The organism is Pseudomonas sp. ArH3a (assembly GCF_022648765.1).
Taxonomy (GTDB): domain Bacteria; phylum Pseudomonadota; class Gammaproteobacteria; order Pseudomonadales; family Pseudomonadaceae; genus Aquipseudomonas.
This window is the reverse complement of record NZ_CP080330.1, coordinates 2,736,651-2,762,675: the sequence shown is the minus strand read 5'-3', so window position 1 is coordinate 2,762,675 and position 26,025 is coordinate 2,736,651. Positions and strand designations below refer to the sequence as shown.

At 55.9% G+C, this 26,025-nt stretch carries 23 protein-coding genes, 1 tRNA gene and 1 pseudogene; 9 read left to right on the top strand and 16 right to left on the bottom strand.

Annotation, left to right across the window (positions count from 1 at the left end; all coding sequences use genetic code 11):
* The first annotated feature begins 23 nt into the window (after nucleotides 1-23).
* Nucleotides 24-467: a GNAT family N-acetyltransferase gene (locus tag K0P33_RS12705; protein ID WP_242155502.1), complete on the top strand. Its 444-nt coding sequence runs from the start codon at nucleotides 24-26 to the stop codon at nucleotides 465-467.
* Between the two features lie 194 nt (nucleotides 468-661).
* On the opposite strand, the gene K0P33_RS12700 is transcribed toward K0P33_RS12705, so the two are convergent.
* The 3 genes from K0P33_RS12700 to nhaA form a co-directional block, all read right to left on the bottom strand.
* Nucleotides 662-1,018, bottom strand: a complete 357-nt coding sequence (locus tag K0P33_RS12700) for a hypothetical protein (RefSeq protein ID WP_242155500.1) — start codon at nucleotides 1,016-1,018, stop codon at nucleotides 662-664.
* Between the two features lie 81 nt (nucleotides 1,019-1,099).
* Nucleotides 1,100-1,741, bottom strand: coding sequence for a glycoside hydrolase family 25 protein (locus K0P33_RS12695; RefSeq protein ID WP_242155498.1), 642 nt, complete (start codon nucleotides 1,739-1,741; stop codon nucleotides 1,100-1,102).
* A 412-nt stretch (nucleotides 1,742-2,153) separates the two neighbouring features.
* On the bottom strand, nucleotides 2,154-3,347 hold the full coding sequence (gene nhaA / locus K0P33_RS12690) for a Na+/H+ antiporter NhaA (RefSeq protein ID WP_094952078.1): 1,194 nt from the start codon (nucleotides 3,345-3,347) through the stop codon (nucleotides 2,154-2,156).
* Nucleotides 3,348-3,688: 341 nt separating this feature from the next.
* Between nhaA and K0P33_RS12685 the strand changes: the two genes are divergently transcribed.
* A complete protein-coding gene (locus tag K0P33_RS12685; RefSeq protein ID WP_094952077.1) occupies nucleotides 3,689-5,356 on the top strand; it encodes a BCCT family transporter in 1,668 nt (555 codons plus the stop codon).
* Nucleotides 5,357-5,587: 231 nt separating this feature from the next.
* On the opposite strand, the gene K0P33_RS12680 is transcribed toward K0P33_RS12685, so the two are convergent.
* Together K0P33_RS12680 and K0P33_RS12675 are read right to left on the bottom strand one after the other, a co-directional pair.
* Nucleotides 5,588-6,310, bottom strand: a complete 723-nt coding sequence (locus K0P33_RS12680; RefSeq protein WP_094952076.1) for a 3'-5' exonuclease — start codon at nucleotides 6,308-6,310, stop codon at nucleotides 5,588-5,590.
* Complete coding sequence (locus tag K0P33_RS12675) at nucleotides 6,307-8,187, bottom strand: DUF294 nucleotidyltransferase-like domain-containing protein (RefSeq protein ID WP_094952075.1); 1,881 nt, start codon at nucleotides 8,185-8,187, stop codon at nucleotides 6,307-6,309. The genes K0P33_RS12680 and K0P33_RS12675 overlap by 4 nt, the downstream gene beginning before the upstream one ends.
* 300 nt (nucleotides 8,188-8,487) lie before the next feature.
* Between K0P33_RS12675 and K0P33_RS12670 the strand changes: the two genes are divergently transcribed.
* On the top strand, nucleotides 8,488-9,741 hold the full coding sequence (locus K0P33_RS12670) for a sodium:proton antiporter (protein WP_094952074.1): 1,254 nt from the start codon (nucleotides 8,488-8,490) through the stop codon (nucleotides 9,739-9,741).
* 106 nt (nucleotides 9,742-9,847) lie between these two features.
* On the top strand, nucleotides 9,848-11,125 hold the full coding sequence (locus tag K0P33_RS12665) for a DUF2254 domain-containing protein (protein ID WP_242155497.1): 1,278 nt from the start codon (nucleotides 9,848-9,850) through the stop codon (nucleotides 11,123-11,125).
* 6 nt (nucleotides 11,126-11,131) lie between these two features.
* Here the strand turns inward: K0P33_RS12665 and K0P33_RS12660 are convergent, their stop codons facing one another.
* Complete coding sequence (locus tag K0P33_RS12660) at nucleotides 11,132-12,454, bottom strand: chloride channel protein (protein WP_242155495.1); 1,323 nt, start codon at nucleotides 12,452-12,454, stop codon at nucleotides 11,132-11,134.
* A gap of 404 nt (nucleotides 12,455-12,858) precedes the next feature.
* Here K0P33_RS12660 and K0P33_RS12655 point away from each other — a divergent pair, with 404 nt between their 5' ends.
* From K0P33_RS12655 to K0P33_RS12640, 4 genes are all read left to right on the top strand, one after another.
* Nucleotides 12,859-13,539, top strand: coding sequence for a response regulator transcription factor (locus tag K0P33_RS12655; RefSeq protein ID WP_094952071.1), 681 nt, complete (start codon nucleotides 12,859-12,861; stop codon nucleotides 13,537-13,539).
* Nucleotides 13,517-14,914, top strand: a complete 1,398-nt coding sequence (locus tag K0P33_RS12650; protein ID WP_242155493.1) for a HAMP domain-containing sensor histidine kinase — start codon at nucleotides 13,517-13,519, stop codon at nucleotides 14,912-14,914. The genes K0P33_RS12655 and K0P33_RS12650 overlap by 23 nt, the downstream gene beginning before the upstream one ends.
* A gap of 104 nt (nucleotides 14,915-15,018) precedes the next feature.
* Nucleotides 15,019-16,227, top strand: a complete 1,209-nt coding sequence (locus tag K0P33_RS12645; protein ID WP_094952090.1) for a D-alanyl-D-alanine carboxypeptidase family protein — start codon at nucleotides 15,019-15,021, stop codon at nucleotides 16,225-16,227.
* A 17-nt stretch (nucleotides 16,228-16,244) separates the two neighbouring features.
* Nucleotides 16,245-16,541 carry a DUF6388 family protein gene (locus K0P33_RS12640; RefSeq protein ID WP_094952069.1) on the top strand — a complete coding sequence of 99 codons (297 nt, stop codon included), beginning with the start codon at nucleotides 16,245-16,247 and terminating at the stop codon, nucleotides 16,539-16,541.
* Between the two features lie 91 nt (nucleotides 16,542-16,632).
* Here the strand turns inward: K0P33_RS12640 and K0P33_RS12635 are convergent, their stop codons facing one another.
* Entirely contained in the window at nucleotides 16,633-18,087 is a 1,455-nt protein-coding gene (locus tag K0P33_RS12635; RefSeq protein WP_094952068.1) for a TrkH family potassium uptake protein, read from the bottom strand.
* A 192-nt stretch (nucleotides 18,088-18,279) separates the two neighbouring features.
* Between K0P33_RS12635 and K0P33_RS12630 the strand changes: the two are divergent.
* A pseudogene (locus K0P33_RS12630) lies at nucleotides 18,280-18,521 on the top strand (transposase); the annotation flags it as partial.
* Between the two features lie 41 nt (nucleotides 18,522-18,562).
* Here K0P33_RS12630 and K0P33_RS12625 read toward each other — a convergent pair.
* From K0P33_RS12625 to K0P33_RS12585, 9 genes are all read right to left on the bottom strand, one after another.
* Nucleotides 18,563-19,729 carry a restriction endonuclease gene (locus K0P33_RS12625; protein WP_094952067.1) on the bottom strand — a complete coding sequence of 389 codons (1,167 nt, stop codon included), beginning with the start codon at nucleotides 19,727-19,729 and terminating at the stop codon, nucleotides 18,563-18,565.
* A gap of 74 nt (nucleotides 19,730-19,803) precedes the next feature.
* On the bottom strand, nucleotides 19,804-20,136 hold the full coding sequence (locus K0P33_RS12620; RefSeq protein WP_094952066.1) for a hypothetical protein: 333 nt from the start codon (nucleotides 20,134-20,136) through the stop codon (nucleotides 19,804-19,806).
* A gap of 37 nt (nucleotides 20,137-20,173) precedes the next feature.
* Nucleotides 20,174-21,067 (bottom strand): hypothetical protein, encoded by an 894-nt coding sequence (locus K0P33_RS12615; RefSeq protein WP_242155491.1) that lies wholly within the window; start codon nucleotides 21,065-21,067, stop codon nucleotides 20,174-20,176.
* Nucleotides 21,068-21,565: 498 nt separating this feature from the next.
* Nucleotides 21,566-22,012 (bottom strand): integrase arm-type DNA-binding domain-containing protein, encoded by a 447-nt coding sequence (locus tag K0P33_RS12610; RefSeq protein WP_256589284.1) that lies wholly within the window; start codon nucleotides 22,010-22,012, stop codon nucleotides 21,566-21,568.
* 242 nt (nucleotides 22,013-22,254) lie between these two features.
* Nucleotides 22,255-22,330: transfer RNA gene (locus tag K0P33_RS12605), tRNA-Gly, on the bottom strand.
* A gap of 63 nt (nucleotides 22,331-22,393) precedes the next feature.
* The gene (gene pgsA, locus K0P33_RS12600; protein WP_003232771.1) at nucleotides 22,394-22,954 is read right to left on the bottom strand and encodes a CDP-diacylglycerol--glycerol-3-phosphate 3-phosphatidyltransferase; all 561 of its coding nucleotides are present in this window, start codon (nucleotides 22,952-22,954) and stop codon (nucleotides 22,394-22,396) included.
* 32 nt (nucleotides 22,955-22,986) lie between these two features.
* Nucleotides 22,987-24,810, bottom strand: a complete 1,824-nt coding sequence (uvrC, locus tag K0P33_RS12595) for an excinuclease ABC subunit UvrC (protein WP_177017687.1) — start codon at nucleotides 24,808-24,810, stop codon at nucleotides 22,987-22,989.
* Between the two features lies 1 nt (nucleotide 24,811).
* Nucleotides 24,812-25,453, bottom strand: coding sequence for a UvrY/SirA/GacA family response regulator transcription factor (uvrY, locus tag K0P33_RS12590; RefSeq protein ID WP_003190387.1), 642 nt, complete (start codon nucleotides 25,451-25,453; stop codon nucleotides 24,812-24,814).
* A 151-nt stretch (nucleotides 25,454-25,604) separates the two neighbouring features.
* Nucleotides 25,605-25,970: a helix-turn-helix transcriptional regulator gene (locus K0P33_RS12585; RefSeq protein ID WP_094953694.1), complete on the bottom strand. Its 366-nt coding sequence runs from the start codon at nucleotides 25,968-25,970 to the stop codon at nucleotides 25,605-25,607.
* Nucleotides 25,971-26,025 lie beyond the last annotated feature (55 nt).

Genomic DNA, 26,025 nt, shown 5'->3' with positions numbered 1-26,025 from the left:
CGTTACCACTGGCTGGAAATAAGATGATCAACCCAATGAACACGACCCGGCACATCCGCCAGGCGCTACCCCACGATGTACAGGCACTGATCGCACTGGATACCTATGCAAACGCCCACACCAGCCGTCGCGTCTTTATCCATGATGCCGTCGCTCGCCAGCAATGCCTGGTCGCCGTTGACGCAGAGCAGTGTGCGGGCTACCTGGTGCTCACCTATGATTTTTTCAACCACGACTTTGTAGCGCTGGTGGTTGTGTCACCGGCCTACCAGCGCCAGGGCGTGGCGCTGCGGTTACTGGCTGCCGCGCAAGCGCTGTGCAGAACGCCAAAGCTGTTTGCTTCAACCAATGCCTCCAACACCGCTGCGCAGGCGATGCTCGCCAAGGCTGGATTTGTACCGAGCGGGCACATCGAGAACCTGGACGACAGCGACCCGGAACGGGTGTACGTCAAATTCGTTCGCTGAGGCAGGCCTGCCGAAGTCACGGGTTCACGGTAGCGACGGCGCAATCAAGCACAGGGTTTTCTGGCGCATAGCCCGTTCAGGTAAGGCTTGTGTTGGGGGGCTTGCGCTGGGAACACCAGCGGTGCCTTGATCTCCATCTCGCCGGAACTGTCAGGCAGCGGCGCCGCTGTCCGCCTTGAAGCGGTACGACAACGTCACGCGCTTGCGCTCACCCGTGGCATTGACGGCCTCGAACACTTCCCCACCGCCATACGGCGTGGCTGCAGGCCGACAAAGCCTTCCAGCCAGAGCGGCTGATAACGCCGGGATTGGGTTTCATTAAGCGGCTGCCCTGCTCGGCGCAAACGGCTCATCGCCTCCCAGGCATCGTCGCGGCAGTATTCGGCTGCGTCCAGATACACGGCCAGCGCGCCGGGTAGATCCTGCGGGCGGCCCTTGCCCTCTTCCATAAGGCGCCCCGGTGGCAACTTGGCGTTCTTGCCCGAGAGACGATAGAACGCGCGGGCCTTGACGTAGTCCACCGGCTGGCCTTCACCGCGCTCGGCCCCCACCCCCTACCGAAAGACCAACAATCGCGAGGCTTAGCAGAAAAAGGTGCAACGGCCTCTATCGAAGCCGTTGCGCTGTAGGCATCAGCGCTTGACCCAATCCAGGTCTACCGCACCCTGAATACCCTCGACCCGCCCCTTGCTGCTGTGCTGCCACCACTGCCAGCTCTTGCCCCGCGAGCTCCAGGTTTCTGGCACGGTGGGCTGGGCGGCGTCCCAATGGGCAATCCACAATGGGCATTCACTGAAGTCATGCTTGCGCCAGGCCACGCTGTTGCTCCAGACGCTGGGCGAGGCATAAATATGCGGATAAGCGCCTTCCAGCAGCGAAACCCTGACAAGCGTTACCAGCTGGAACAGCGCATCGGCCATCTGATCCGCAGTGGCTGCTTCGTTACGGTTGGTCTCGACATCGATGGCCAGGATGTCCTGCCCGACCTTGAACCCCACCTCAGCGAGCCGGGCCTTGATATTGGCCAATTGCTCGCACGGTGTGCTGCTCAACGCACGGAAATAGTGGTAAACCCCAGCCTTCAGGCCGTTCGCCTTCATGCCCTGGAAGTTCTCGACGAACTTGGGGTCGGTGTAGTCGCCGCCCTCCGTCATCTTCGCTATCGCATGGGTGACACCCGCGCCTGCCACACGTGCCCAGTCGATGTTGCCCTGCCAGCGCGACACGTCGATACCCCGTGCGTTTTCATCAATAATCGGTCCTTCGCAACTCATATCTGCACGCCTTCAGTGAATGTCTCGTCGCCGTATCTTTTCATCAACGACGCGCAGCTATGCACTATCGGGATACCGCACATGACTCATTTCGGGTGAAAGCCTGCACATCAATGCACGATGCTGCGTCAAATTTCAGACAAAGAAAAAGCCACTCGTTAGAGTGGCTTTTTCTTTGTATTTGGAGCGGGAAACGAGACTCGCATCTAGCGTCCGCCCCTTTGAAAATTAAGGGGTTTATTTTTTGCCAAAGCAGGAAAAAACTTAACTCTGGACTTGTTTTCGGAGAATCTCCAGTCCAAAAAACCGACTTACATCGAGATCGGTCAGCGGCATTCATGATGCTTGAACCCGCCTACGCGACTGGATGCTCATCCCTCATGCATTTATCAGCGGGCAGATAAGCCCAGGATTAACGTTTAACCTTCAAAAGAACAGCAACACCGAGGACAGCGGAAAGAATAGAGCCCATCAGCACTCCAACCTTCACCTCATCGACCAAATGCGGGTTACCCGGGAAGGCCAGCGCCCCGATGAAGAGGCTCATGGTGAAACCAATGCCGCACAGCAGCGCTACACCGTACAGCTGAGACCAATCACATTGCTCAGGCAGCTTGGCCAGCCCTGTGCGAATAGCCAGCGCAGCCAAACCAAACACACCAATTTGCTTGCCTAGCAATAGCCCAAGCGTTACCCCCAGAGGTACTGGGTCGATCAGGTTATTGGGCGAGATACCGGCAAGAGACACACCCGCATTGGCAAAACCGAAGATGGGCACAACGGCGAAAGCGACCCACGGGTGCAGCTTTCCTTCCAGGTGGATGAGCGGTGATTTGCGCTCGCTGCTCGCCGCTCGCATCGGAATGCACAGTGCGAGAATGACACCGGCCAAGGTCGCGTGGATACCCGACTGAAGCATAAAGAACCACAGCAGACCGCCCGCTATCAGGTAAGGCGAAAGCCTGGTCACACCGCATCGGTTAAGCATGACCAGGAACACAATAACGGCCAGTGAGGCCAGTAGCATGCTGACGGACAAGCCGCTGGTGTAAAACAGCGCGATGATGAGCACGGCACCCAGGTCATCAAGAATCGCCAGCGCAGACAGAAAGATTTTCAACGAGATGGGCACACGTTTACCGAGCAGCGACAGTACGCCCAAGGCAAACGCAATATCGGTCGCAGCCGGAATAGCCCACCCTCCCAAGGTTTCGGCGTTACCCCAGTTGACCGCAATATAGATCAAAGCAGGTACCAGCATACCGCCTAACGCGGCGAACCCTGGAAGAGCGCGCTGGCTCCAGCTCGATAACTGGCCGACCAACATTTCACGCTTGATCTCCAACCCCACCAGCATGAAAAACACCGCCATCAGGCCATCATTGATCCAGTGCTCAATCGAGAGGCCAACGACTTTTACGTGCAGTGACGAGAAGTAAATGTCTGCCAACGGGGAGTTGGCGACGAGGAGTGCTATCAAAGCAGCAGCCATGAGTATCAGGCCACCCGCTGATTCCGCGGCCAGGAATCGGGAGAAAAAAGCACGCGTGGCGGGTGATTCACGATGGCCGTGGGGTTTATCCGGACGTGAAGATTTCAAGCTCATAGGCACAGTCACTCCGCGCGGCGGCCCGACCTGCGCTGAATTAAACCTGCCCTCCCGCGTTTTGCGGTGACACCCCTTGTCACATTCTACATGATGCCCGCCATGGTTGAATAAATGCTTGGAACGATCAACGCCGTTTAGCTATCGAACAGCCGAGCGGATGACCTCAACAAGCATATAGCGGTGACATTTTCGACCGCGCGGCGTTGCAATAAGCAGGTTTTGCCGGTTTTGCCCTCAAAGCTTGTTAGGATAAAGGCGCTAACATCTCGTTTTACCATAGGAACAGCGGGGAAAATGACAACCGCACGTTAAGACGTGCCAACAAGAAGGAGATTCTCATGGTTGAAAAGCCTACGGATGATCGGCCTAACACCCCTCACGTCCCCAGTGAGGACGGTATTCCTGCTCCTAGTGGGGCTGCCAATCTGATCGACACTGACTATGTCATCGGTCAAGACAATATCAAGGGAGAGTTTTCGTTCTCGCTCGATATCCACGGCAAAGTATTCATCATTTCAGCCGCCACAATTTTACTGTTCGTCATTTTGACATTGGCACTGCAGAATGAAGTAGAACCCCTCTTCAGCGCTATCCGGAACTGGTTAACCAGCCACCTCGCCTGGCTCTTCATGAGCATTGCGAATGTTTTTGTGGTGCTGTGCATTGCGCTGATTTTCTCCCCGCTGGGGAAGGTGCGTTTGGGCGGCAGAGATGCGAAACCAGACCACTCCTACGTCGGATGGTTTTCAATGCTGTTTGCCGCGGGCATGGGCATTGGGTTGATGTTCTATGGCGTAGCCGAACCCATGTCGCATTACGCGGCGTCCATGGGAGGCGTGACAGTCGATGCGAGCGGAGTGCGTACGGACTGGGCGCCGTTGGGCGGTGCAGCAGGCGATATGAAAGCATCCGCCGACTTGGCAATGGCCGCTACGATCTTTCACTGGGGACTTCATCCCTGGGCGATCTATGCGATTGTGGCGTTGTCCCTGGCATTGTTTTCTTATAACAAGGGCTTACCGCTTTCGATACGCTCAATTTTCTATCCGTTACTGGGTGAGCGCGTTTGGGGGTGGCCAGGGCATATCATCGATATTCTCGCGGTATTCGCCACACTATTTGGGTTGGCGACTTCTCTGGGCATTGGCGCAGAGCAGGCTGCTGCGGGGATTGAATATCTCTTCGGGATACAATCGACGAATCTCAGCAAAGTCGTGCTGATCGTTGGCATCACCTTGATCGCGCTGTGGTCCGTCCTTTCCGGTTTGGACAAGGGCGTCAAAATGCTTTCCCAGATTAATATGGGACTCGCATTGCTCTTATTGGTGTTTATCATCGTAGTGGGGCCGACCCTGGCCATCTTCACAGGGTTCTTCAAGAACCTGGTGACGTATGTTGAATACCTGCCGGCGCTGTCAAATCCATTCGGCCGCACTGACACTCAATTCACCCAAGGCTGGACGGCCTTCTACTGGGCGTGGTGGATCAGTTGGTCGCCGTTTGTAGGGATGTTTATCGCGCGCGTCAGTCGTGGTCGAACGGTCAGAGAGTTTCTGATCTCGGTCTTGCTCGTCCCCTCAGTGGTGTCTGTGCTGTGGATGACAACGTTCGGCGGAACGGCCATTGACCAAGCGACCTTACAGGGCCTGACGGGCGTCAAGGATGCTGTGCTGGAACTGAAGTTGTTCGCCATGCTGGGGGAGTTGCCGCTTAAAGAGATCACCTCATTCCTGGGCATCGTTCTGGTCATTGTGTTTTTTATTACCTCCTCGGACTCAGGCTCTTTGGTAATCGACACGATCACCGCCGGTGGCAAGGTGGATGCGCCGGTGCCTCAACGTGTGTTCTGGGCGGTGATCGAGGGGGTGATTGCTATTGCTCTCCTGTTGGGCGGCGGTCTTGTAGCACTGCAGGCAATGGCAGTGTCCACAGGGTTGCCTTTCGCAATCGTTCTAATGCTGGGATGCATATCTCTCGTGAAAGGACTGATGTCTGAGCCTCGTTAGCAAATAGGGCTGGCGCTGTCAGCGCACGGCAAACACACCCGTGACGCCATCGCCTGCGCAGATGGCGTCAGCCTGAGTACCGCTAGCGAGTCAATGCCCATTTGCTCAAGGCGGAGGGTGACGGCAGACCCAACGCCCGAATGCACCTCAAGAGCGAGATCCATCGGGCTAAGCGTAGGCCTCAGGAATGTCCGTCAGACATCCGCAAGCGTTTCACTATCTAGCGGTGACTCAGTTCCATAACTCACCAATAGGCGTGGACGTTGAGTAATGAGTCGCTACCTGCGCCTGCAACAGTTCTGCGGTCGCCAGGGCATCGGTTAATGCATGGTGCGCGTGATAAGCCGGAAGGCCAAGGCGCGCTCGGCTATCCGCCAGCCTTATGGACTGTTGTGAGCGCCCCATCAGTCGGGCGAACCACCCGCGCTTTTGCCGGTGTAGTCGGGCTTCTAACTGCATCGTATCGATGACCGGGAACTCAAACCCCTCCCCTAAATACCTACGCACTGCCTGATCCAAAAAGGCTCGCTCAATGTTCCGATAATGGACGACCATCACCTTGCCTGCCATGGCCTCCAGCAACGGGGCCAGCACCTGCTCAAAGGTGGGCGCATCTGAAATTTCAGCATGGGTTATGTGATGAAACGTCACTGACTTTTCATTCAGCTCGGACGCTGGTTTTATTACCCAGTAAAGCGAGCTCCCACAATAAATGCGCTGCAGCGTGAACGGCATTAGCCCGATGCTCACAATGCTGTCAGCCTGTGCATCAAGGCCGGTGGTTTCCACGTCCATGGCCAGCAGTTGCACGCTGTCAATGGATGCCTGTGCCGAGACCGCGCCGGCTTGATAGAACTGTCGCAAGCGGCTGTTAACGGCATTGTCTGCCAGGGTCTCGAACCTGGAAGACCACTCCAGCATTTTATGATTGGGCTGCGCTTTCACGTGTTTCATGACGACAGGCGACCCTTTGACGGATAACGGAAGCGCAAGAAATTCTGGCCATTACTCAAGACCTGAAACGCCTCTTTGAGATTATGTCGCTCACTGTTGGAAAAGCGTTCCGGTTCGACGTAATTATTGAGCGCCGCTCCCTGCTCCAGTGCGTCAACCTGGTGTCGAATTCGCACCATCGACAGGAACTCCAGCGCGTATCGCAGTTGCTTTAATGCTTCAGGCGGAATGACGTTGCTGTTCGCGATGGCATCCATGCGATCAAATGAATTCTGCGCGGTACTGCCACACGCGAGCGCATGGATGCGGATCAGGTCCGTCAGCGGTGCGGTGCCTCGCCCCTTGAGGTTGATAATCCGTTTGTGCTGCCCGTCTGTCTCCACCACAAAGGTCCGGAAAAAGCCCAATGGCGGTGTCCGGTTAAGGGCAATTCGCGCCATGGCACTTAGAAAAACAGGATGTGCGCTGGATTTTCGAGCACACAGAACCTTCAGTTCCTGAACAAGCTCGAGCTCGCCAAACACGCCATCCAGATCGAAAAAAATACAACTATTGAGCAACGTCGTCGGGTTAGGCTTTTCGATCCACTGATCAAAATAACTTCGCCATACCTTCAACGGCTGACGCCACTGGTCGTTCGTCGCCATGATCCCGCCCTTGCAATAGCTGTAACCGCACGCGGCCAGGCCATCACTCACAAACGTCGCCAACGCTCGGAAGTAAGCATCGTGCTGGAGCGGATCGAAGCGGTCGTCGAGCACCAGGGCATTATCCTGGTCCGTCACCAACAACTGCTCATCACGCGCCATGGAGCCCAGCACCATGAAGCAGTAGGGCACCGGAGGCGGCCCCAGTTTTTTCTCTGCGAGCTCCAGCAAACGCTGGGTAAAGGCTCGGCCAATACCCGAAATCGCGCTGCCAATCATGTGCGCCGTCGCGCCGTCACGCACCATACGGATGTAGGTTCCGCGCAGGTCACGTAAAAGCGATTTCAGACCGTCGACCGAAGTCTGGTTAGAGATTCGGTTTACCAGGTACAAACTGCTGTGTGACTCGTAGCGGATGATATCCGACAGGTTGATCAGCCCGATCGGATGACCATGATGGACCACCGGCAGATGGTGGATATTACGGCGCAACATCACCAGCATCGCTTCAAACACTGAGTCGTCTGCGCCTATCGCTACCGGCTCGGCCGTCATGATGTCTCGAGCAGACGTTTCGTCAGCGTTTCGGCCTGCCGCAACAACGCGGGTGCGAAGGTCCCTATCGGTCACAATCCCTTCTATTTCAGCCGCCTGTAAGCCCGCTGATGACATCACCAGAACGCAAGAAACGCTTTGCTCTGTCATGATTTTTGCGGCGTCGCCGACGCAGGTATCCGACGTGACCCACACCAAGGGCCGGGAGATAAGGCCTCGGCATTTGAGCTGAATAAGCTCACTGGCACGCCCCTGCGCCTCAACGGCAGTCTTGAGCCTGGAGTGCCCCTCAGCTTCAACGAAGTCGGCGAACGCATCATGCTGCGCGCACAGGTCGGCGAAGACGTCGGCGGGTATGTAATAAATCAGGCTATCTTCCAAGGCTCTGGCGGGAAAGCGCACCTTGTTACTGCGCAACAAACCGGCCTGACCGAAGAGGTCGCCTTCGACAAGTCGGTTGTAGAGTTCGCCATTGCGCCGGTAAATCTCCACCGCACCGCTACGTACATAGTGCAAGTCATGAATGATCGCACCCGCTTCAAGGATGTCACTGCCGGCCTTGAAATAACTCACTTCTACCCGCCGAGCGATGGCGTCTACCGATTCCTTTGGCAGCGTATCAAATGGAGCGAAACGATAGAGGTGGTCGCTAATCTCCTGTAACTCGATTTGCATGAAACCTCGAAATGCTGAAAAGAATTAAAGTTGCGAGCGCCCCGCATGGCAAAGGGCAGTCGTCTTTCTGTGTGGCCCACCACATCACATCCCGATACGAGGATCAAGCGCCACGTCTGATCTACGCTATGGGTTGCAACAACTGCTGCGCAACGGCTGGCCGTCATATTTGCAATACCGGCAGGCGCGGCATTCACTGAATGCACAGCACAGGCGGCGGTTATTTCTGAACGCTCAAAGGTATTTGCGATCAGCATTGCCGAGGGTTCTTTCCTCATCCTGCGTTTTTGGAGCCGGTCAATGCTGGACATTATTGCGATCTTCCTTTGCATCACAGCAGTACTCGCCTATCTCAATCGGCGTTACGTAGGCCTGCCATCCGCCATCGGTGTGATGGGCATTGCCTTGGGCCTGTCACTGTTGAATATGGCATCCGATGCGCTGGGTTTTCACGCCTTGCATACCCTTGAGCAATCGCTGGTGGAGTCCATCGACTTTTCCGAACTGCTGATGCAAGGCATGCTGTCACTGCTGCTCTTTGCTGGCGCGCTGCATGTGGATCTGTCGGAACTGCGGGCCTACAAATGGCAAGTTGCATCCTTGGCAGTGGTAGGGACAACGCTCTCAACATTGATCATCGGCTTTGGGCTCTGGGCGCTGTTGTCTCTTACAGAAATGCAGCTACCGCTCTCTTATTGCCTGGTGTTTGGCGCGCTGATCTCCCCCACCGACCCCATCGCAGTGATGGGCATTCTGAAATCTGCCGGCGCGCCCCATAGCGTGGAACTGGTCATTTCCGGTGAGTCACTGTTCAACGACGGTGTGAGTGTCGTGCTGTTTTCGCTGATCGTCGCAATGATTGCCAGCGGGGAGACACCCTCGGTTATCGGCGCATCGCAGCTGTTGCTGACGGAAGCCGGAGGCGGTGCTCTGTTAGGCGCCTGCGTGGGCTATATCACTTACAGAATGCTCAAAAGTATCGATAGCTATCAGGAGGAAGTGCTCATCACCCTGGCCGCTGTTCTCGGCGCCTATGCACTCGCCACTCAGTTCCATGTTTCCGGCCCATTGGCGATGGTGGTGATGGGACTGATTGTGGGTAACCAAGGGCGCTCCCATGCCATGTCCGAGCAGACTGAAAAAAACCTGGACATGTTCTGGGAACTGATCGATGAAATACTCAACGCAGTGCTGTTTGTATTGATCGGGTTGGAAGTCGTTTTGATCCAGTTCTCCAACCCATTGCTCACCACTGGCCTGCTGGTCATATTGCTGACGTTGTTATCACGATTGTTGACTGTAGGGGTTCCCATTGCGGTATTGGGTAAACGCTTCCGCCTACCGGAAGGTGCCTGGAGTGTGATGACCTGGGGCGGCCTGCGGGGCGGGATATCGGTGGCATTGGCGTTGTCGCTGCCCCCAGGCGCGGCTCGCGATATCGTGGTTTCCCTGACGTATCTAGTGGTCGTTTTTTCTATCCTGATCCAAGGCATGTCGATCGGTAAATTGGTCAAGAGAGTCATTCCGTGTGCTGCAAACAAAGACGCTGGATGAACCCTTGGCCAGACGACAGACTCCATTAAGGATAATTGACTCACCGCCTTCGTTTCCCTGAATCCGTGCGATGGGTCCCATCGCGTTATTTGCAGGAGGTATAAAAATGCTCGCACGCTGGCGCTGGGTTTTGCACCAATTGACCAAACGGCTGTGGTTCAGGGCGAGTCTGTTTTCCTTGCTGGGTATTGCCACCGCGTTACTCGCCGTTGTCTTCAAGGACTACATTCCCGAATCGTTGCCCGCCCGCATCGGTGCCGACGCCGTCGATAAGATTTTAGGCATCATTGCCTCAAGCATGCTCGCGGTGACGACCTTTTCGTTAAGCACCATGGTCACCGCCTACGGTGCAGCGAGCAGCGGCGTGACGCCCCGCGCCACTACACTGGTGATGGAAGACACCACGACACAAAATGCCCTGGCCACCTTTATTGGCTCATTCCTGTTCAGCCTGGTGGGGATCATTGCGCTGAGTACCGGCGCCTACGGTACACAAGGGAGGGTTTTGCTATTCGCGGTAACCATTGTCGTGGTCATTCTGATTGTCTACACGCTGCTGCGCTGGATCGATCATTTGTCCAAGCTTGGGCGGGTGGGAGAAACTATTGACCGTGTCGAGCAAGCAGCCATTGATGCCATTAACCATCGAGTCCAATGGCCGCATTTGGGGGCAGCCGCCTACCCTTACGAGTCAGTGATCCCCAGTTCCGCGCTGATCATCACAAGCCTCCACACGGGGTACGTCCAGCACATTGACGTTCAGGCGTTAGGCGCGATAGCCAAAGCAGACGAGATACAGATATTTATGGACGTCCTGCCGGGAAGCTTTGTGCATGTCGGCATGCCGCTCGCACGAACCGTCAGCTTGAGCAGGGCGCGCGGGGAGGAGCTGGCGTCGAGCAACGAAAAAATCATCGCTACCCTGGCTATCGGCGTGCGTCGAACGTTCGAACACGACCCCCGGTTCGGCTTGTCAGTGTTGTCGGAGATCGCCTCCCGCGCCTTGTCGCCGGCCGTCAATGACCCCGGCACCGCCATTGACGTCATTGGGCGCGGCGTCAGAAGCCTGACATGTTGGGGTAAACCTAAAGAACCCGCCGCGAAAATCGACGCTGACTGCCAGCACGTTTACCTGCGCGGTTTGACCGTGAATGACCTGTTCGATGACTTCTTCGCACCGATTGCCAGAGATGGCGCGGGTCTGGTGGAAGTCGACCTGCGCATGATGAAGGCCCTTGTGAGCCTGGCACAGATAAACCCAGCGATGTTCAGGGGGGCCTGTACCCGGCACGCAGAACTGCTGCTCAAGCACGCGAACACTGCGCTTGTACTGCAAGAGGACCGTCACAAGCTCAGTGCAGCGGCGCGACCGCTGCTGCACTGACCCAATCTACGTGTTGGCTTTTTGCGCGGCGGCGCCACTGCCGTCCGATTGCAGAAAGCCACGCGCCAACTGCTGATAGAGCTCGGGGCCCATCCTGGCACTGACTGCTTTGGCAATCAGTGCAACAGCCATCAGACTGATGACCATGCCATGGCTGTCGATCATCTCCATCACGATGATTGCAGAGGTGATCGGCGATTGCGTGACTGCTGCCAGAAACCCCACCATGCACAGTGCAATGATGGGCTGTGCCGCCAAGGCGAAGTATTCAGCGACATTGGCACCGACAGCGGCGCCTACCGCCAAAGACGGGGCAAAAATACCGCCCGGTATGCCGGAAAAATAAGTCACGACGGTCGCAAGAAAACGCGTAATCGGAGCGTGCCACGGCAAACCAACATCGGACACGATGATCTGGGAGGTGATCCCGTAACCGCTGCCAAAGGACATCCCACCGCTGAGCCAACCGAGAATCGCCACGATCATGCCGCAGCCACCTGCGAACCAGACTGGATGCAGGCGGCGCCATTCCCAGACGACAAAACTGCGATACCGCTGTGGCCACAGGAGCATCCGACTGAACAACCCCCCCATAACGCCACAGCCAATACCAATCGCCAGTACCGGAACAACGATATCGAGATTGGCCTCTTGTACGTCGAAGTGCCCGAAATAGTTGTAGTTGCCCTGCAAGGCAATCGCGACCATCCCCGACAAAATGATCGTGCTGAGCAACACCCCGCTGGTGCGGGTTTCCAACTTGCGCCCCAGCTCCTCTACCGCAAAGGCCACACCGGCCAAGGGCGTGTTGAAGGCGGCGGCAATACCCGCCGCGCCACCGGCCAGGATAAGGTCTTCAGGGCGAATGATGCGTGCGTTGGGCAGGTAACGATGAAAGAAATGCATGACCGAGGCGGCGACTTGCACCGAAGGCCCTTCTCGCCCCGCTGAAAAACCACCGGTCAGGGCCAGGGTACCGAGGCCTATCTTGGCGAAGGCCAGACGCAACGACACCAACTTATTCACGGACTTGCCTTGGTGGGCCAACCGCGTAGCCGCGATCACCTGGGGAATACCGCTACCTTGAGCCCCTGTAAAAAAACGCGAGGTCATCCACACCACAAACATGCCGATCAGCGGCGTGTAGATAAACGGCAGCCATGGCCGGGCGGCGGCCTGTTGGGCGAACTGCATCAGCGCCAGGTCAGCCAACCGGGCGAACATCACTACCAGCAATCCTGCGAGGGTAGCAGCGACCCAGAGTGTCACCCGAGTACGCCATCGGATCGAGGCAAAGCGACGACGTATCAGCAATATCGGTTTGATCACCCGAGCGGATTCCCGTTGTTGAGGTTCAATAACATGCAAAAACAAGATTAACGGGTTAAACGGTCACGTCCAACCGGCAGTGACCAGATAACTATAGCTATTCACTCCCGGCTCAGTGGCCCCATCACGTCGACTTTATTTTGTGGGTAAGCCAATTTGTGTGAGCGCCTACCAAAGCGAATGTCAGCAAGAAGAAAGCCAGATAGGTTGTCATTATTTACCCTCATGTCTGTCAGCGCGTTCGGCTGTTATTGCGAATATATCCGTGCAGGCGAGATGACCGGGTTAAGGTGGGTTAAGAAATAGTTAGTATTCGCGCGCAACTTGGAACAATAAGGTTCGCTTGCACTGGGTGTCGGCATTGAGTCGGGAGCGCCGAAAAATACGTACAAATGGAGGAAGTCATGAGTAATGCGTTGGTCATTGAAGACGATCAGGTGACGGCCGAAATCATCGTCGCTGAACTCCAACGCCACGGTTTCAGCTCAAAGTGGGCCGCCACTGGACGCGAGGGATTGGCCTTGGCGATTGCAGGCGGCTACGACGCCATTACGCTGGATCGCATGCTGCCGGACTTTGACGGGCTGACGATTGTCAGCACCTTGCGCAGTCTTGGGATTCAGACGCCGGTCCTGATGATCAGCGCTCTTTCGGACGTGGATGAGCGCGTCCTGGGACTTCGTGCGGGCGGCGATGACTACCTGACCAAGCCCTTTTCGGCGGTCGAGATGGTCGCACGCCTTGACGCATTGCTAAGACGCACTGCCGCAGATCTGAGTAACCCGCACCTCAGTTGTGGCAACCTGCGACTGGACTTAGTGGAGCACAAGCTGACGCGCAATGACGAAGACATCCAGTTGCTGCCTACCGAGTTCAAACTGCTCAACTACCTGATGCGCAGTGCCGGCCAACTGGTCACTCGCACCATGCTGTTTGAAGGCGTCTGGGGCTATCACTTCGACCCCGGAACAAACATCATTGATGTGCACATCGGTCGGCTGCGCAAGAAGCTGGAAAGCGACGAAAACTCACCTGTGATCCATACAATACGCGGTGCTGGTTATGTCCTCGCAACCAAAAAATGAGGAATGGCGCTCGTCCGGTAGTCGGTTGATCGGGTTTTACGCGGTGTTTTTCGTGGCCTGGGGAGCGCTCTTTACCGGCGTGCTTTACTGGGAAATCTCCCACTATCTGGGCACAGTTGCCGAGCGTACGTTGCTGCAACGCGCCCACTATTATCAAAAGATCGACGACTCGAAACTGCTCGACGAGCTGGCGGCGAGTGAGGCTTACTCGACCCCCGGGATCGACGCCTACGGTTTATTTGCACCCGATGGCACCCATGTCGCCGGCGACCTGCTGAAACTGCGCTCCAACCTACCCGACGACGGCCGGGTTCACTACCTTGAGCGCGGCCTGAGCATTGCGTTACCCAGCACCGAAACCCGAAGCAGCTATGCCTTGCTGGCACGGCGCCCTGACGGACATATCCTGATTTTGGCACGTGACGGCGGGTCGATTTCCGCCGTGGGTGGCATTATTGAGCAGGCCCTGATGTGGGGGTTGTCATTAACCCTTATCCCCGGTTTGATTGGCTGGCGCTTACTGCGACGTCGCCCATTACGCCGTGTCAAACGCCTGCAGCTGTGTACCGAAAGTATCGTTTCGGGCAACTTGGCTGAGCGTTTGCCGTTGTCAGCACGCCGCGATGAACTGGATATGCTGGCCAACGCCGTCAATACGATGCTCGAGCACATTGAGCAGTTGATGCATGAGGTGAAAAGCGTCTGCGACGGTATTGCCCATGATTTGCGCACCCCCTTGACACGCTTACGCGCACGGCTCTATCAGCTCCAGCAGTTACCGCTGGCCCTAGAACATAAGCAGACCTTGAATCAGGCGTTTGAGGAGAGCGAGTCGATCATGGTGCGCTTTCAAGGACTGCTGCGGGTCGCTGAGCTTGAGGATATTCGTCGCCGCTCTGCCTTTGCGCCCTTCCCGATCATGACGTTGTTGAAACAGGCGCATGAGTTTTACGAGCCGATGGCACTGGACCGCGCCCAAACGCTTTCGCTGGACATTCCCAGCGATTGTCCCCAGGTGTATGGCGACTGTTCGTTACTGTTCGAAGCGCTGGTCAACCTGCTCGATAACGCCATTAAATTTACCCCTGAGGGCGGCCATATCGAATTGCGGGGGAGCATCAAGGACTCAGCCGTCATTATTGAAGTCGTCGACGATGGTACCGGCATCCCTGAAGCGGACCGTACGCATGTCATTCGCCGGCTCTATCGCGGCGAGGGAAGCCAGATAAACCCAGGCCACGGCTTAGGCCTGTCGTTAGTCGCCGCCATCGTGAAATTGCACGGATACACACTGGATCTCCACCCTGGCGCCTCGGGCAGAGGAACACGCGTATTGATTCACTGCCCGATGTTCAGCGGTCATGCCACCGCTTGATCTGTACCCGAAGGTTAAATTTAACTTAATACTGGTTAATTTGAGCGCCCTGCCGCCCAGGCCTAGTTTGGCAGCACATATTGCTGACCCAAGGCCTTTTGCTTGTGAATTATCTGTTGTTCCTGCGTGTGTTAACCGTGCTCTGCGTAACGCCACCGCTTCTATGGGCGAATGCCGCTCTGGCTGCCAAAGCAACCCTGGGGACAATGATCCCCGCTGCGCCGAAGCTGGGCGCCGAAGCCTGGATACTCATCGACGCGGCAACGAACAGGGTCATTACCAGCCACAACAGTGATGCACGCCTGCCACCGGCCAGCCTGACCAAGTTAATGACTGCATACATCACGACGCATGAGCTCAAGTCCGGCCTGATTAGCGCAAACGATGAAGTCCTAGTGAGCGAAAATGCCTGGCGTACAGGTGGCTCACGCATGTTTCTCAAGCCCGGCAGTTCTGCTTCTGTTCACGATTTGCTAAGCGGCGTGATCGTCGATTCAGGCAATGACGCAAGCGTTGCGCTGGCCGAACATATCGCGGGAAGCGAAGCCGGGTTTGTCGGGATGATGAACTCAACCGCTTCAACACTGGGAATGCTCAACACCCACTTTATGAACTCCACCGGCCTACCGGACCCGCAGCACTATTCTTCCGCACGTGACATGGCGACCCTGGCTCGAAAAGTCATCAGCGAAGGGACCACCTACTACCCTCTTTACGCCAAGAAAACCTTCACGTGGAACGGCATTCAACAATCCAACCGCAATACGCTTTTGTGGCGTAATTCCACCTATGACGGCTTGAAGACCGGGCACACAGAGGCGGCGGGCTACTGCTTGGTCGCCTCCTCACAGCGGGATGGGCAACGTTTGATCAGCGCAGTTCTGGGCGCCAGTAGCGCCCATAAGCGTACGGCAGAAACAGAAAAACTGATGGGGTATGGCTTTCGCTTCTACGACACCCAAACCTATAAGAAAGGTGGCGAAGTACTCTCGCAGGTCGCGCTCTGGAAAGGCATACAACACTACGTGGATGTGGGTTTGCTTGAAGACATGACCCTCACGCTGCCCAAGAATAGAAATCGAGACGTCGAGATGCGCCTGGCGTTTGATGGCCCCATCGAAGCCCCTATCACGGCAGGCACGGTCGTCGGAAGGCTCGACCTGTTCGACGCCGAGCATAAGCTGGGGAGTCGGCCATTAGTGGTCCTTGTGGACGCAGAGCAAGGTCATTGGTGGCGACGCTGGTGGGATACCGTGCATTTGTTTTTTACCCAGACGGTCCGCAGTTGGTTCGATGAGGCCCAGGTAACGTGAATAGTGAGGAGAAGGTCATGAACTCCGATGATCTACGCAAAGAACTCGCGCTTTCAAAATTCTTCGAAGGCGATTCATCCCTCAATGACGCTGTACAGGGACTGAGTCAGGCTGAAAAGAAAATGTGTATCGAATCGGCCTTTGAACAAGAGGCCGCAAGGCTTGAGGTAGAAGTGTGGGAGCTGACGCTGACAATGATTTCGCAGTCTCCCCAAGAGCTGAAACGCCTGACCCTGGCGTTCCATCGGGAAGTGTCAGAGATGGTTGAGATGGCATGGAAGGATTACTGCACGCTAAATGGGATCACCGAGTAGCCGTTGGGTCGCACATGCATCGGCGCTTCGCATCGCGACGGCCCTGAGTGCTGACCCTCTATCTTGGCTCCAGCCTATCAACAGTGAACACTCAATATCTCCAGAATACCGGCGTTATGAGCACTAACACTGTCAGGATTTCCAGTCGTCCCAGCAGCATGCCTACGGTCAATAGCCATTTGGCGGCATCTGGTAGTGATGAGAAATTACCGGCTGGGCCAATGATTGTGCCAAGCCCAGGCCCGACGTTACACACAGCCGTAGCGGCACCGCTCAACGCCGTTGTCCAATCCAGCCCAATCAAACTCAGGCCCAAGGCAATCACAGCAATCGTGATGGTGAAAAAGAATGAGAACGTCAAAAGCGAACGTAAGATCTCTTCGTCGATGGGGTGGCCATTGTACTTTTTCTGAATCACGGCGCGCGGGTGGATCAGTTGCTTCAAACTGCTCACCAGCAAAGTTGCCGCCACTTGAAAACGGAAGATTTTAAGACCCCCCGCCGTGGAGCCTGAACAGCCCCCCACAAAGGTCAAATAGAAAAAAAGCAACACGGAGAAACTGCCCCACACGGTGTAATCACCCACGGCGACGCCGGTAGTGGTGACAACCGATGTCACATTCACCGCCACGATACGAAATGCATCCCACCATCCGTAATCGCTGTGAAGACAAAGCCAAGCACCTACCGCCAGCCACGTGAAGACCAAGAACCCTATAAACCCACGAACCTGGTGATCCTTCAGCAGCGCGCGCCGATGGCCGCGTAATGTCGCGACGTATAACGTAAAAGGCAGGCTACCCAGAATCATGATGGCAACTGCCACCCAGTGAATAGCAGGCTGTGTCCAATGCCCAAGCGAGGCGTCCGACGTCGAGAAACCACCGGTAGAGATCAACGACATGGCGTGATTGACGGCATCAAATAGCGTCATCCCGGCAACCCAGAGCGCGAGCGTGCCGACGCCCGTGAGCCCCAAATAGAGAAAAAGAATGTATTTGGCTGCGACATGGGAGCGCGGCGTCACTTTTTCCGACCAGTCTGAAGACTCTGTCTGGAACAGCCGCATGCCCCCTACTCGCAGCAGCGGAAGAATCGCCACGGCCATGCCGATAAAACCGATCCCTCCCAACCAGTGAAGCATCGATCGCCAGATCAACAGCCCTGGCGAGGCTGTGTCCAAACCACTCAACACCGTTGAGCCGGTGGTTGTGATGCCAGACATCGTTTCAAAAAAAGCGTCGGTGTAACTGATGTGACTGATAAACACCATTGGCAACGCCGCAAAGGTACACACCACCACCCAACTGCCGGTCGTCAGCAGGTACATGTCCCTTGGGCGAAGTTGAGCGGTCTCCGGGCGCCCTCGCATGACCAGCAAGAGGCCGCAGATGAACGTAATCAAACTGGACCAAAGAAAGGCGGACAAATCGTCGCTGCGCTCATAGACCACCAAGGTAATCATGGGGATAACCATGCTGATGGCCAACGTAATCAGAAACAGACCTAAGACAAAGCCGATGAGTCGTATTGCCGCGTGGGACATAAACAATAACCTGGCAAGTTAGCGCCGCGCAGTATCGCGGCGCCAAAACGTCTCCACCCGTAATTTTTTCGTAAAATTTCTATGGGCGCTTAGTCGCTTCGTCAACCTTAGCCTATTCCAAAGGTAATCCCCCCTGAAAAAAGCACTCACCAGAAGTAGAATTTTTTCCTAACCGGATCAAGAAAATTTTGCGTGAAAACATCACGTTTTTCAGACAGCCAAATCATCGCCATCCTCAAGCAAGCCGAAGCCGGTAGTCCGGCCCCTAGCTGTGTCGCGAACACGGCATCAGCTCTGCCACCTTTTACAAGTGGCGAACCAAGTTCGGCGGCATGGATGCGTCACTGGTGGCTCGGTTGCGCGAGTTTGAGGAGGAAAACCGGCGCTTTAAGAAGATGTACGCGGAGGAGCGCCTCAAAGCGGAAATCATCCAGGTGCGTCCTGCGAACAGCCCAGCCCCCATGCCTAAGCCCCTTCAATATCCAGCTTCTTCAGCCTGAAACATCTCAATCAGCTTCTGGTTATAGTCATCCAAATAACGTTGAAGACCCTCGCGATCAACCAGCCGCACGGCCGCCGTGCTGGCTAACTCCTTGGCAGATCGGGTGAAATAGGAATTTGTAACCACCATCGCCTCATCACAGCCATAGAACGCCTTGGCGGAAATCGCCTGCTGAACGGCGGAGTTGCCCACAGAACCGGTGTAGTTTTTCGCTTGAATAACCATGTTCTTGCCGAAGCGACTCACAAATAGGTCAGCACCTTGATCCGCTGTTTTTTTGGTTTCCTTGACGTCGTAGCCAATGGTTTGAAAGATCTCAACCAAAAACGCTTCAAACTGGAAACCATCCATTCCGTCGACGAGATACATCGTAATGAAGCGATTGGGGTTGAAGTGCTCGAGCTGACTTGCCAGTCGCTCCACCAAGATATCGAAGTAAATCGTCTCGCACAGGCTAAGACCTTGTCGGAACGCCTGCATCGGTAGCAACGGCGTACCGGCCGTGGAAGTCGCCAGCGGATTGAATTGAATACCGGAATAATCGACCTGGCTCTCCCACAGGTAGTAGTAAAACAGCGCCAGATCCGCTCGAAATGTGGTGCCTGCTTCCTCGATCCATGACCTCAAAGTGTCAGAGAGGTTGGCTTTGATATGCCGGCTAAGCTCTCTGGAAAAGCCCAAATAAACCGAGTTGAACGATGTCGTCAGAAGCAGCTTATCCAAGAGCGAAGGAAGCTGTTCCAGCTCATCAAAGCCTTTGCGAATCAAGACCTCCCGGAACAGTTCCCTCTCCGTATAAACACCATCCATCCTCGGCCCAGGCGCTTCGGCGTCATCACGACCGCTCGTGCCCTCACGCGTGGTGTGAATAAAATTGGTGAAGTACGGCTGCTTCAACTCTGCGTATTTTCTCAACACGTTATTCAGTAAATCGTTGAGTTGGGCCTGTTCCTTCTTTTTGCCCAGAAAGTCTTTGATCAAACCTTTCGACCGGTATTGGAAGTCTGGGTAAAACGAAGGATCTAAAGGAGTGAGATGTCGAGTACTCAATTCAGACGAGGGCGACAACTCAGAGTTCGTACACCACGGGCATGCCGTTTCGAAGGTGGTCCTGTTGCATCCGTTGCACTGGTAAATCATCGAAGTTCATCCCGTTTTTTGGTGGTGAGCTGCATGGCATGTTGAGCGATGAATCGAGCGGCATAGGGACCTTTTTACTGCCCGCAACCAATCATCTGGCCAGTAGGGGTGATCGTACAGACGTTCCCCTCGCTGTCTTCGGTGTGAGCGCCGCTGCTATCACTCCAAGACTTGATTGAATAGCTATTCCCTTCGCTGTCGCTCGACTCGACCACGTGACCATTTGCATAGGGCCGCGTCTCGGTATCCAGGTGATAGGTATTCCCTTCGGTATCCCAGGACTGGGCGTGGATATCGCCATCTGCGTCCGGTTCAACGTCCGAGCAGACCATGTATTCGTCCTCGCCGAAGCACTCAGCATTGACTGTTGAGGACAGCGAAACGCCAAGACATACGATTAAAACCATTCCGATGCATCTCATAACGACCCCCTCTTCAAGTCAGTCAAGCACCGACAGAGAACCGTGCTGCGTCAAGTACCGCCACCGGCGCGAAACCGAGGGTCTTCTTGAAGCTCATGTTGTGAACAAAATTCTTCATGGCGTCAGATGGGTCAATTGCATCGAGGTTGAGCGCGTCCATGGTTGATCGGGAAAACGCGACGCTGAGGATCGGCAGCTCTTGCATATGGCCCGTTGCGCCATTGAGTACATTATCCATTGCCGTGACGATCACAAGATCATCCGGCAGGACCGCCAGCAGCTCCCGCCCTACTCGCAAGGCGCAGCTGCAAACGTAGTCCTGATGAAGGTCATTGAAGCGTCCGATCGGCATGGCCTTGGCCGACAACTTACCGCTTTTCAGAAGTGACTTGATCTCTGTCGGGATGACATCAGAACCATGAATCGAGAGCCGGGACTCGAGGATAGCGTGTTCATGCACCGTCATCTGAATGGCTGAACCGAGCAGCGATATCTCCGTAAAAGGCTCAAACACCTCGATGGCATCGAGCTTTGCCTGACGATCGCCATCGAGAATGCGCTTGGCCAAGTCGCGCTCTTGCATCCATTCCGAATGAGTGTTTTCCCACTCAGTCAGCGCTGCTTGGTAACGATTGCGGTCCTCTGCCTGGCCAGCCTCAACCTTTAGTTGCAGGACCGCTCGTTGGCGAGCATCCAGCTTGAACAATCGGCTCCAGAAACCAGGTCGGTAATCCCTGACATCCTGCACGGCCTCTTGCTCAAAGCGATCATTTTTCTGTGGAGATTTGGGTTCGAGCTTCGAAAGCAAACGGCCCCAGTTGATGGTCTCGCCACACTCTTTATGCATGGACAGAAGGACTTCAAGGTGATTTTCGTAGACATCAACCTCATAGGCTGCTTGTTCAAGCGCCTCCATCCGAGCGTACTCTTTACTTTGACGCTCAAGGTAACGTTGGCGTCGATGGGCATTACGCTCCGATCTTCTGGCTGATGCCTTCAACGAACGAACAGTCCCTTTCCATCCCATACCTAATCTCCATATTCGCCATACAATCCGTAGTGGCACATTAGCATAAGCACCGTTCTACCCAAGATAGGTTCAGGCCTTGCCTTTGAACCTAAGACAAACAACGCGGAGATGGCGAGTGCCGGATTAAGCCCACATCGAATAGTCCGCGCAAATGACTATAGGCCTGTAAATCATGCCAGGCGGTCGGAGATTTCAAGGCCGCTGCGCAGCCCTGCTGCGTTACCCCACTCGTTCGCCCCGTGCCCCTAGCGCGAACAGTCATCGCGTCAGCGATGGCTGGCACCACCTTCCTCCCTTGGGCAGCGCGACAACGTCCAGGTCTGAAGCAGGATTGAGTTCCATACCTTCGACTTTTACCAGGGCATAGCGAAACAGCTGGTTGAACTAGGTTCGGCAATTTTCAGCCATGGTGAAGGCTTTGCGTTGTTCGATGGTGCTGAGGATGGCCAGCAGATCGTGGCGGGTGATGCTTTTGATTTTGCAACAGTGTGCTTTGGCGGCCTTCATTAAGCTCAGGCGACGGAAACTAATCCACTCGTCGTAGACCGCCTGGAAGGTATGTTTTACTTCAGCTTCAGCCTCAAAACGCTGCTGCTCACGATATTCTCGCGGGTTGATATCCTGAGCAAGCAGTTTGCGCGCTTGGTCCCCGCGGGTAAGCGCTTCTTTCAAGCTGACGGCGGGATACATGCCAAAGGACATGCACACTTGTCGGCCGGCCCAATAGTAGCGGAACAACCAGCATTTGCTGCCAGCTGCAGTCACCAAGAGTGACAAGCCGTCAAAGCCGCCGAGCATGTATCGTTTACCCGTAGGCTGGGCGTGCCGAATAGTGAATTCCGAGAGTGCATGGTGAGCTCCTGTTAAAGAGTCAGCACCCGATGCTCGTCCGGTACCCTGAAGTGACCCAGCCCAAATACATTTTCTAGTCGTTCCGTAAAAACTACTTACCAGACTACTTAAACATACCGGATTACCCTGGATCCCAGTAGTTTCCCGCAGAAACGAAAAAAGACGCCTAAGCGTCTATTTCGTGGATCCCAGCGTCCAGTGGACATCTGTGAATCAAATTTTGGAGCGGGAAACGAGACTCGAACTCGCGACCCCGACCTTGGCAAGGTCGTGCTCTACCAACTGAGCTATTCCCGCGTCTTGGTGGTGCGCATTCTATAGAATTATCAGAACCCGTCAACCCCTTGATTCAAAAAAGTTTTATTTCTTTTCCACAGTGGTGCGCAGGTGAGGCCAGGCGGCACGCAAATACTGGAGCATGGACCACAACGTCAGGCCGGCGGCGATCAGCAGCAAGGCGTATCCCGTGAGTACCCAGAAGGAGAAGTCCGACGGGTTCGCCAGCAGGATCACCAGCGCGAGCATTTGCGCAGCGGTTTTCCATTTGCCCATGTTGGAGACGGCCACGTGGGCGCGGGCGCCAATTTCCGCCATCCATTCGCGCAGGGCCGAGACGACGATCTCGCGGCCGATGATCACGGCGGCCGGTAGGGTCAGCCACAGGTTGCCATGCTCCTGCACCAGCAGGACCAGGGCGACCGCTACCATCAGTTTGTCGGCCACCGGGTCCAGGAACGCGCCGAATGGCGTGCTCTGCTCCAGACGGCGGGCCAAGTAGCCGTCGAGCCAGTCGGTTGCGGCGGCGAAGGCAAACACTGAACTGGAGGCGGCATAGCTCCATTCGTACGGCAAATAGAACAACAAAATGAAAATCGGGATAAGCAGGACGCGTAGAACGGTGATCAGATTAGGGATATTCATCGGCACAACTGGCTACGAGGTGAGAAGGCATTCTATTCGCTGTGCAGATTTGCATAAATCAACTCAGCGAGTTTTTTACTGATACCGGGGGCTTTGGCTATTTCGTCAATGCTGGCACGGGATAGCTCCTGCAAGCCACCAAAATGTTTAAGTAGGTCGCGACGACGGGTCGGACCAACGCCTGCCACCCCTTCCAGGGTTGAGGTTCGCCGGGTTTTACCGCGACGGGCGCGGTGGCCGGTAATGGCAAAGCGGTGGGCCTCGTCGCGGATCTGTTGAATCAGGTGCAGTGCAGGTGAGTCGCCCTTTAAAGTGAACTCATGGGCGGCATCATTCAAGTACAACGTCTCGAAACCGGCCTTGCGCGTGGCGCCCTTGGCCACGCCGAGCAGGATCAGGTCGGGCACCGCCAGCTCGTTAAGCACGTCACGGGCCATGGACAGCTGGCCCTTGCCGCCGTCCACCAGCAGGATATCCGGCAGCTTGCCCTCCCCGTCCTTCAATTTGCTAAAGCGCCGTGTGAGGGCCTGGTGCATGGCGGCGTAGTCATCGCCGGCGGTCACGCCTTCGATGTTGTAGCGCCGGTAATCGGATTTGATCGGCCCTTCCGGCCCGAACACCACGCAGGAGGCCACCGTGGCTTCACCGCTGGAGTGGCTGATGTCGTAGCACTCCAGACGCTGAGGTGGCTCGTCCAGGTTGAGGACTTCGGCCAAGGCGTCGAAGCGTGCAGCCACGTGCTGTCGATTCGCCAGACGCGCACTCAGGGCCTGTTCGGCATTCGTCACCGCCAGTTGCTGCCAGCGGGCACGGGTGCCGCGTACGCGGTGGCTGATGTCCAGCTCGCGGCCGCGCAGCTCGTGGATGGCCTCGATCAGCGTGGGGAAGTCTTCGTGCACCACGTTGACGATCAGCTCAGAGGGCAAGTCGCGCTCGGGGCTGCTGACATAGTACTGGCCCAGAAAGGCCGCCATGACTTCAGCCACCTCCTCATCGATGCCCGTCTGTGGGAAGAAGTTCTTGCTGCCCAGCACCCGGCCGCCACGCACGCTGATCAGGTGCACACAGGCGCCGCCCGGGTTGACGAACGCGGCGATCACATCGACATCGCCGGTACCGCCTTCCATGCTCTGCTGGTCCTGTACGCGGCGCAGCAGGGAGATCTGGTCACGCAACTCGGCGGCCCGCTCAAAATCCAAGGTGCTGGCGGCCTGCTCCATGGCGCCGGAGAGTTCGTCGGTGAGCGCATTGCTGCGCCCTTCGAGGAACATCACCGAATGGCGCACATCCTCGGCGTACTCCGCCGGTTCAACCAGGCCCACGCACGGCGCCTTGCAGCGCTTGATCTGGTATTGCAGGCACGGGCGCGTACGGTTCTTGTAGAAGCTGTCTTCGCACTGGCGCACAAAAAAGGTCTTTTGCAGCAGGCTCAAACTCTCCCGGATCGCGCCGGCGCTGGGATAAGGCCCGAAATACTTGCCTTTCTGCTTCTTCGCGCCACGGTGAATGCTCAGGCGCGGGAAGTTGCCATCGGATAAAAACACGTAAGGGTAGGATTTATCGTCGCGCAGCAGGATGTTATACGGCGGTCGCCATTCCTTGATCAGCGTCTGCTCAAGCAGCAGCGCCTCGGTTTCATTGGCGGTGATGGTGGTTTCGACTTGGGCGATACGCGCCACCAGCGCGGCCGTTTTCGGCGCCAGGCCGGTCTTGCGAAAGTAGCTCGCCAGACGGTTCTTCAGGTTCTTGGCTTTGCCCACGTAAAGCAGGCGTGCCTCGCTGTCGAACATGCGGTACACGCCGGGGCGGCCACTGCAGGTTGAGAGAAAGGCACTCGGATCAAACGGTGTGGTCATGTCAGGCGCTGGCGTCCACCATGCCGTGGCGCACCGCGAGCAGGGTCAATTCAACATCACTGCTGATGGCGAGCTTCTCGAAAATGCGATAGCGGTAGGTGTTCACGGTTTTTGGCGACAGGCACAGCTTGTCGGAGATCGTCTGGACCTTCTGGCAACCGACGATCATCAAGGCGATCTGGATTTCCCGCTCCGACAGCGCATCAAACGGCGAGTCACTGGTCGGCTGGAACGACTTGATAGCCAACTGCTGGGCAATCTGCGGGCTGATATAACGCTGGCCGGCAAACACCAGGCGAATGGCTTGCACCATCTCCGCCAGGCCTGCGCCCTTGGTCAGGTAACCCGCCGCCCCGGCCTGCAACAAGCGCGTGGGAAACGGGTCTTCCTCGCACACGGTCACCACCACGACTTTAATGTCCGGATGGCTGCGCAGTAATTTGGTAGTGGCACCAAGACCGCCGATCCCAGGCATCTTGACGTCCATCAAAACCACATCGGGTTTCAACTCCCGGGCCTTGATCAGGGATTCCTCCCCCGACTCGGCCTGACCGACTACTTGCAGGCCATCGATGTCAGCCAGCATTCGTGTAATGCCTGTACGAACGAGATCATGGTCATCGACTACTAGCACCCTAATCAAGCAGACACCTCGCGATATGGTCTTATAGGTTGCTGAACACCTTAGCAAAAAACCAAGGCGCAGACCTAGCTGCAAGCGTCATATATATAGAGTTTGCGCACGCTATCGGTGCCTGGCTTGCGCCAGACAGCCGATTTTACTGAGCAAAAGGTCAGCTTTGCGTGAGAGCCAACTTGTATTTTCCGTTCTGCGACACGGAGTGTTCCGCCAGTGTGGAGGTCAATCGGCGGATAGCGTCCTGATCTTCCTTGAACATCGCCCGGTAGTTTTCCAGGATTTTCTCTTCAAGCTGGCTCAGGTTTTCCAGCTGGATCGGCGTTGGGCTTCCCGTCAGTACATATAAAACATCTACACCACGCTGGGCCACGCGTGACAAGTAGTCCGCCTTGGGTGCGCGGCCACCGCTCTCATACTTGCCTTGGGCGTTTGCTTCAACGCCGCCGATTTCACCAAAAACTTTCTGTGACAGGCCAAGACGTTCTCTTTCCTGCCTTAAGCGCGAACCGATTCCACTCATTTGGATGTATGATCCTGTCTGGCACACCCCAAGAGGTGACACACTCATCTCGTTT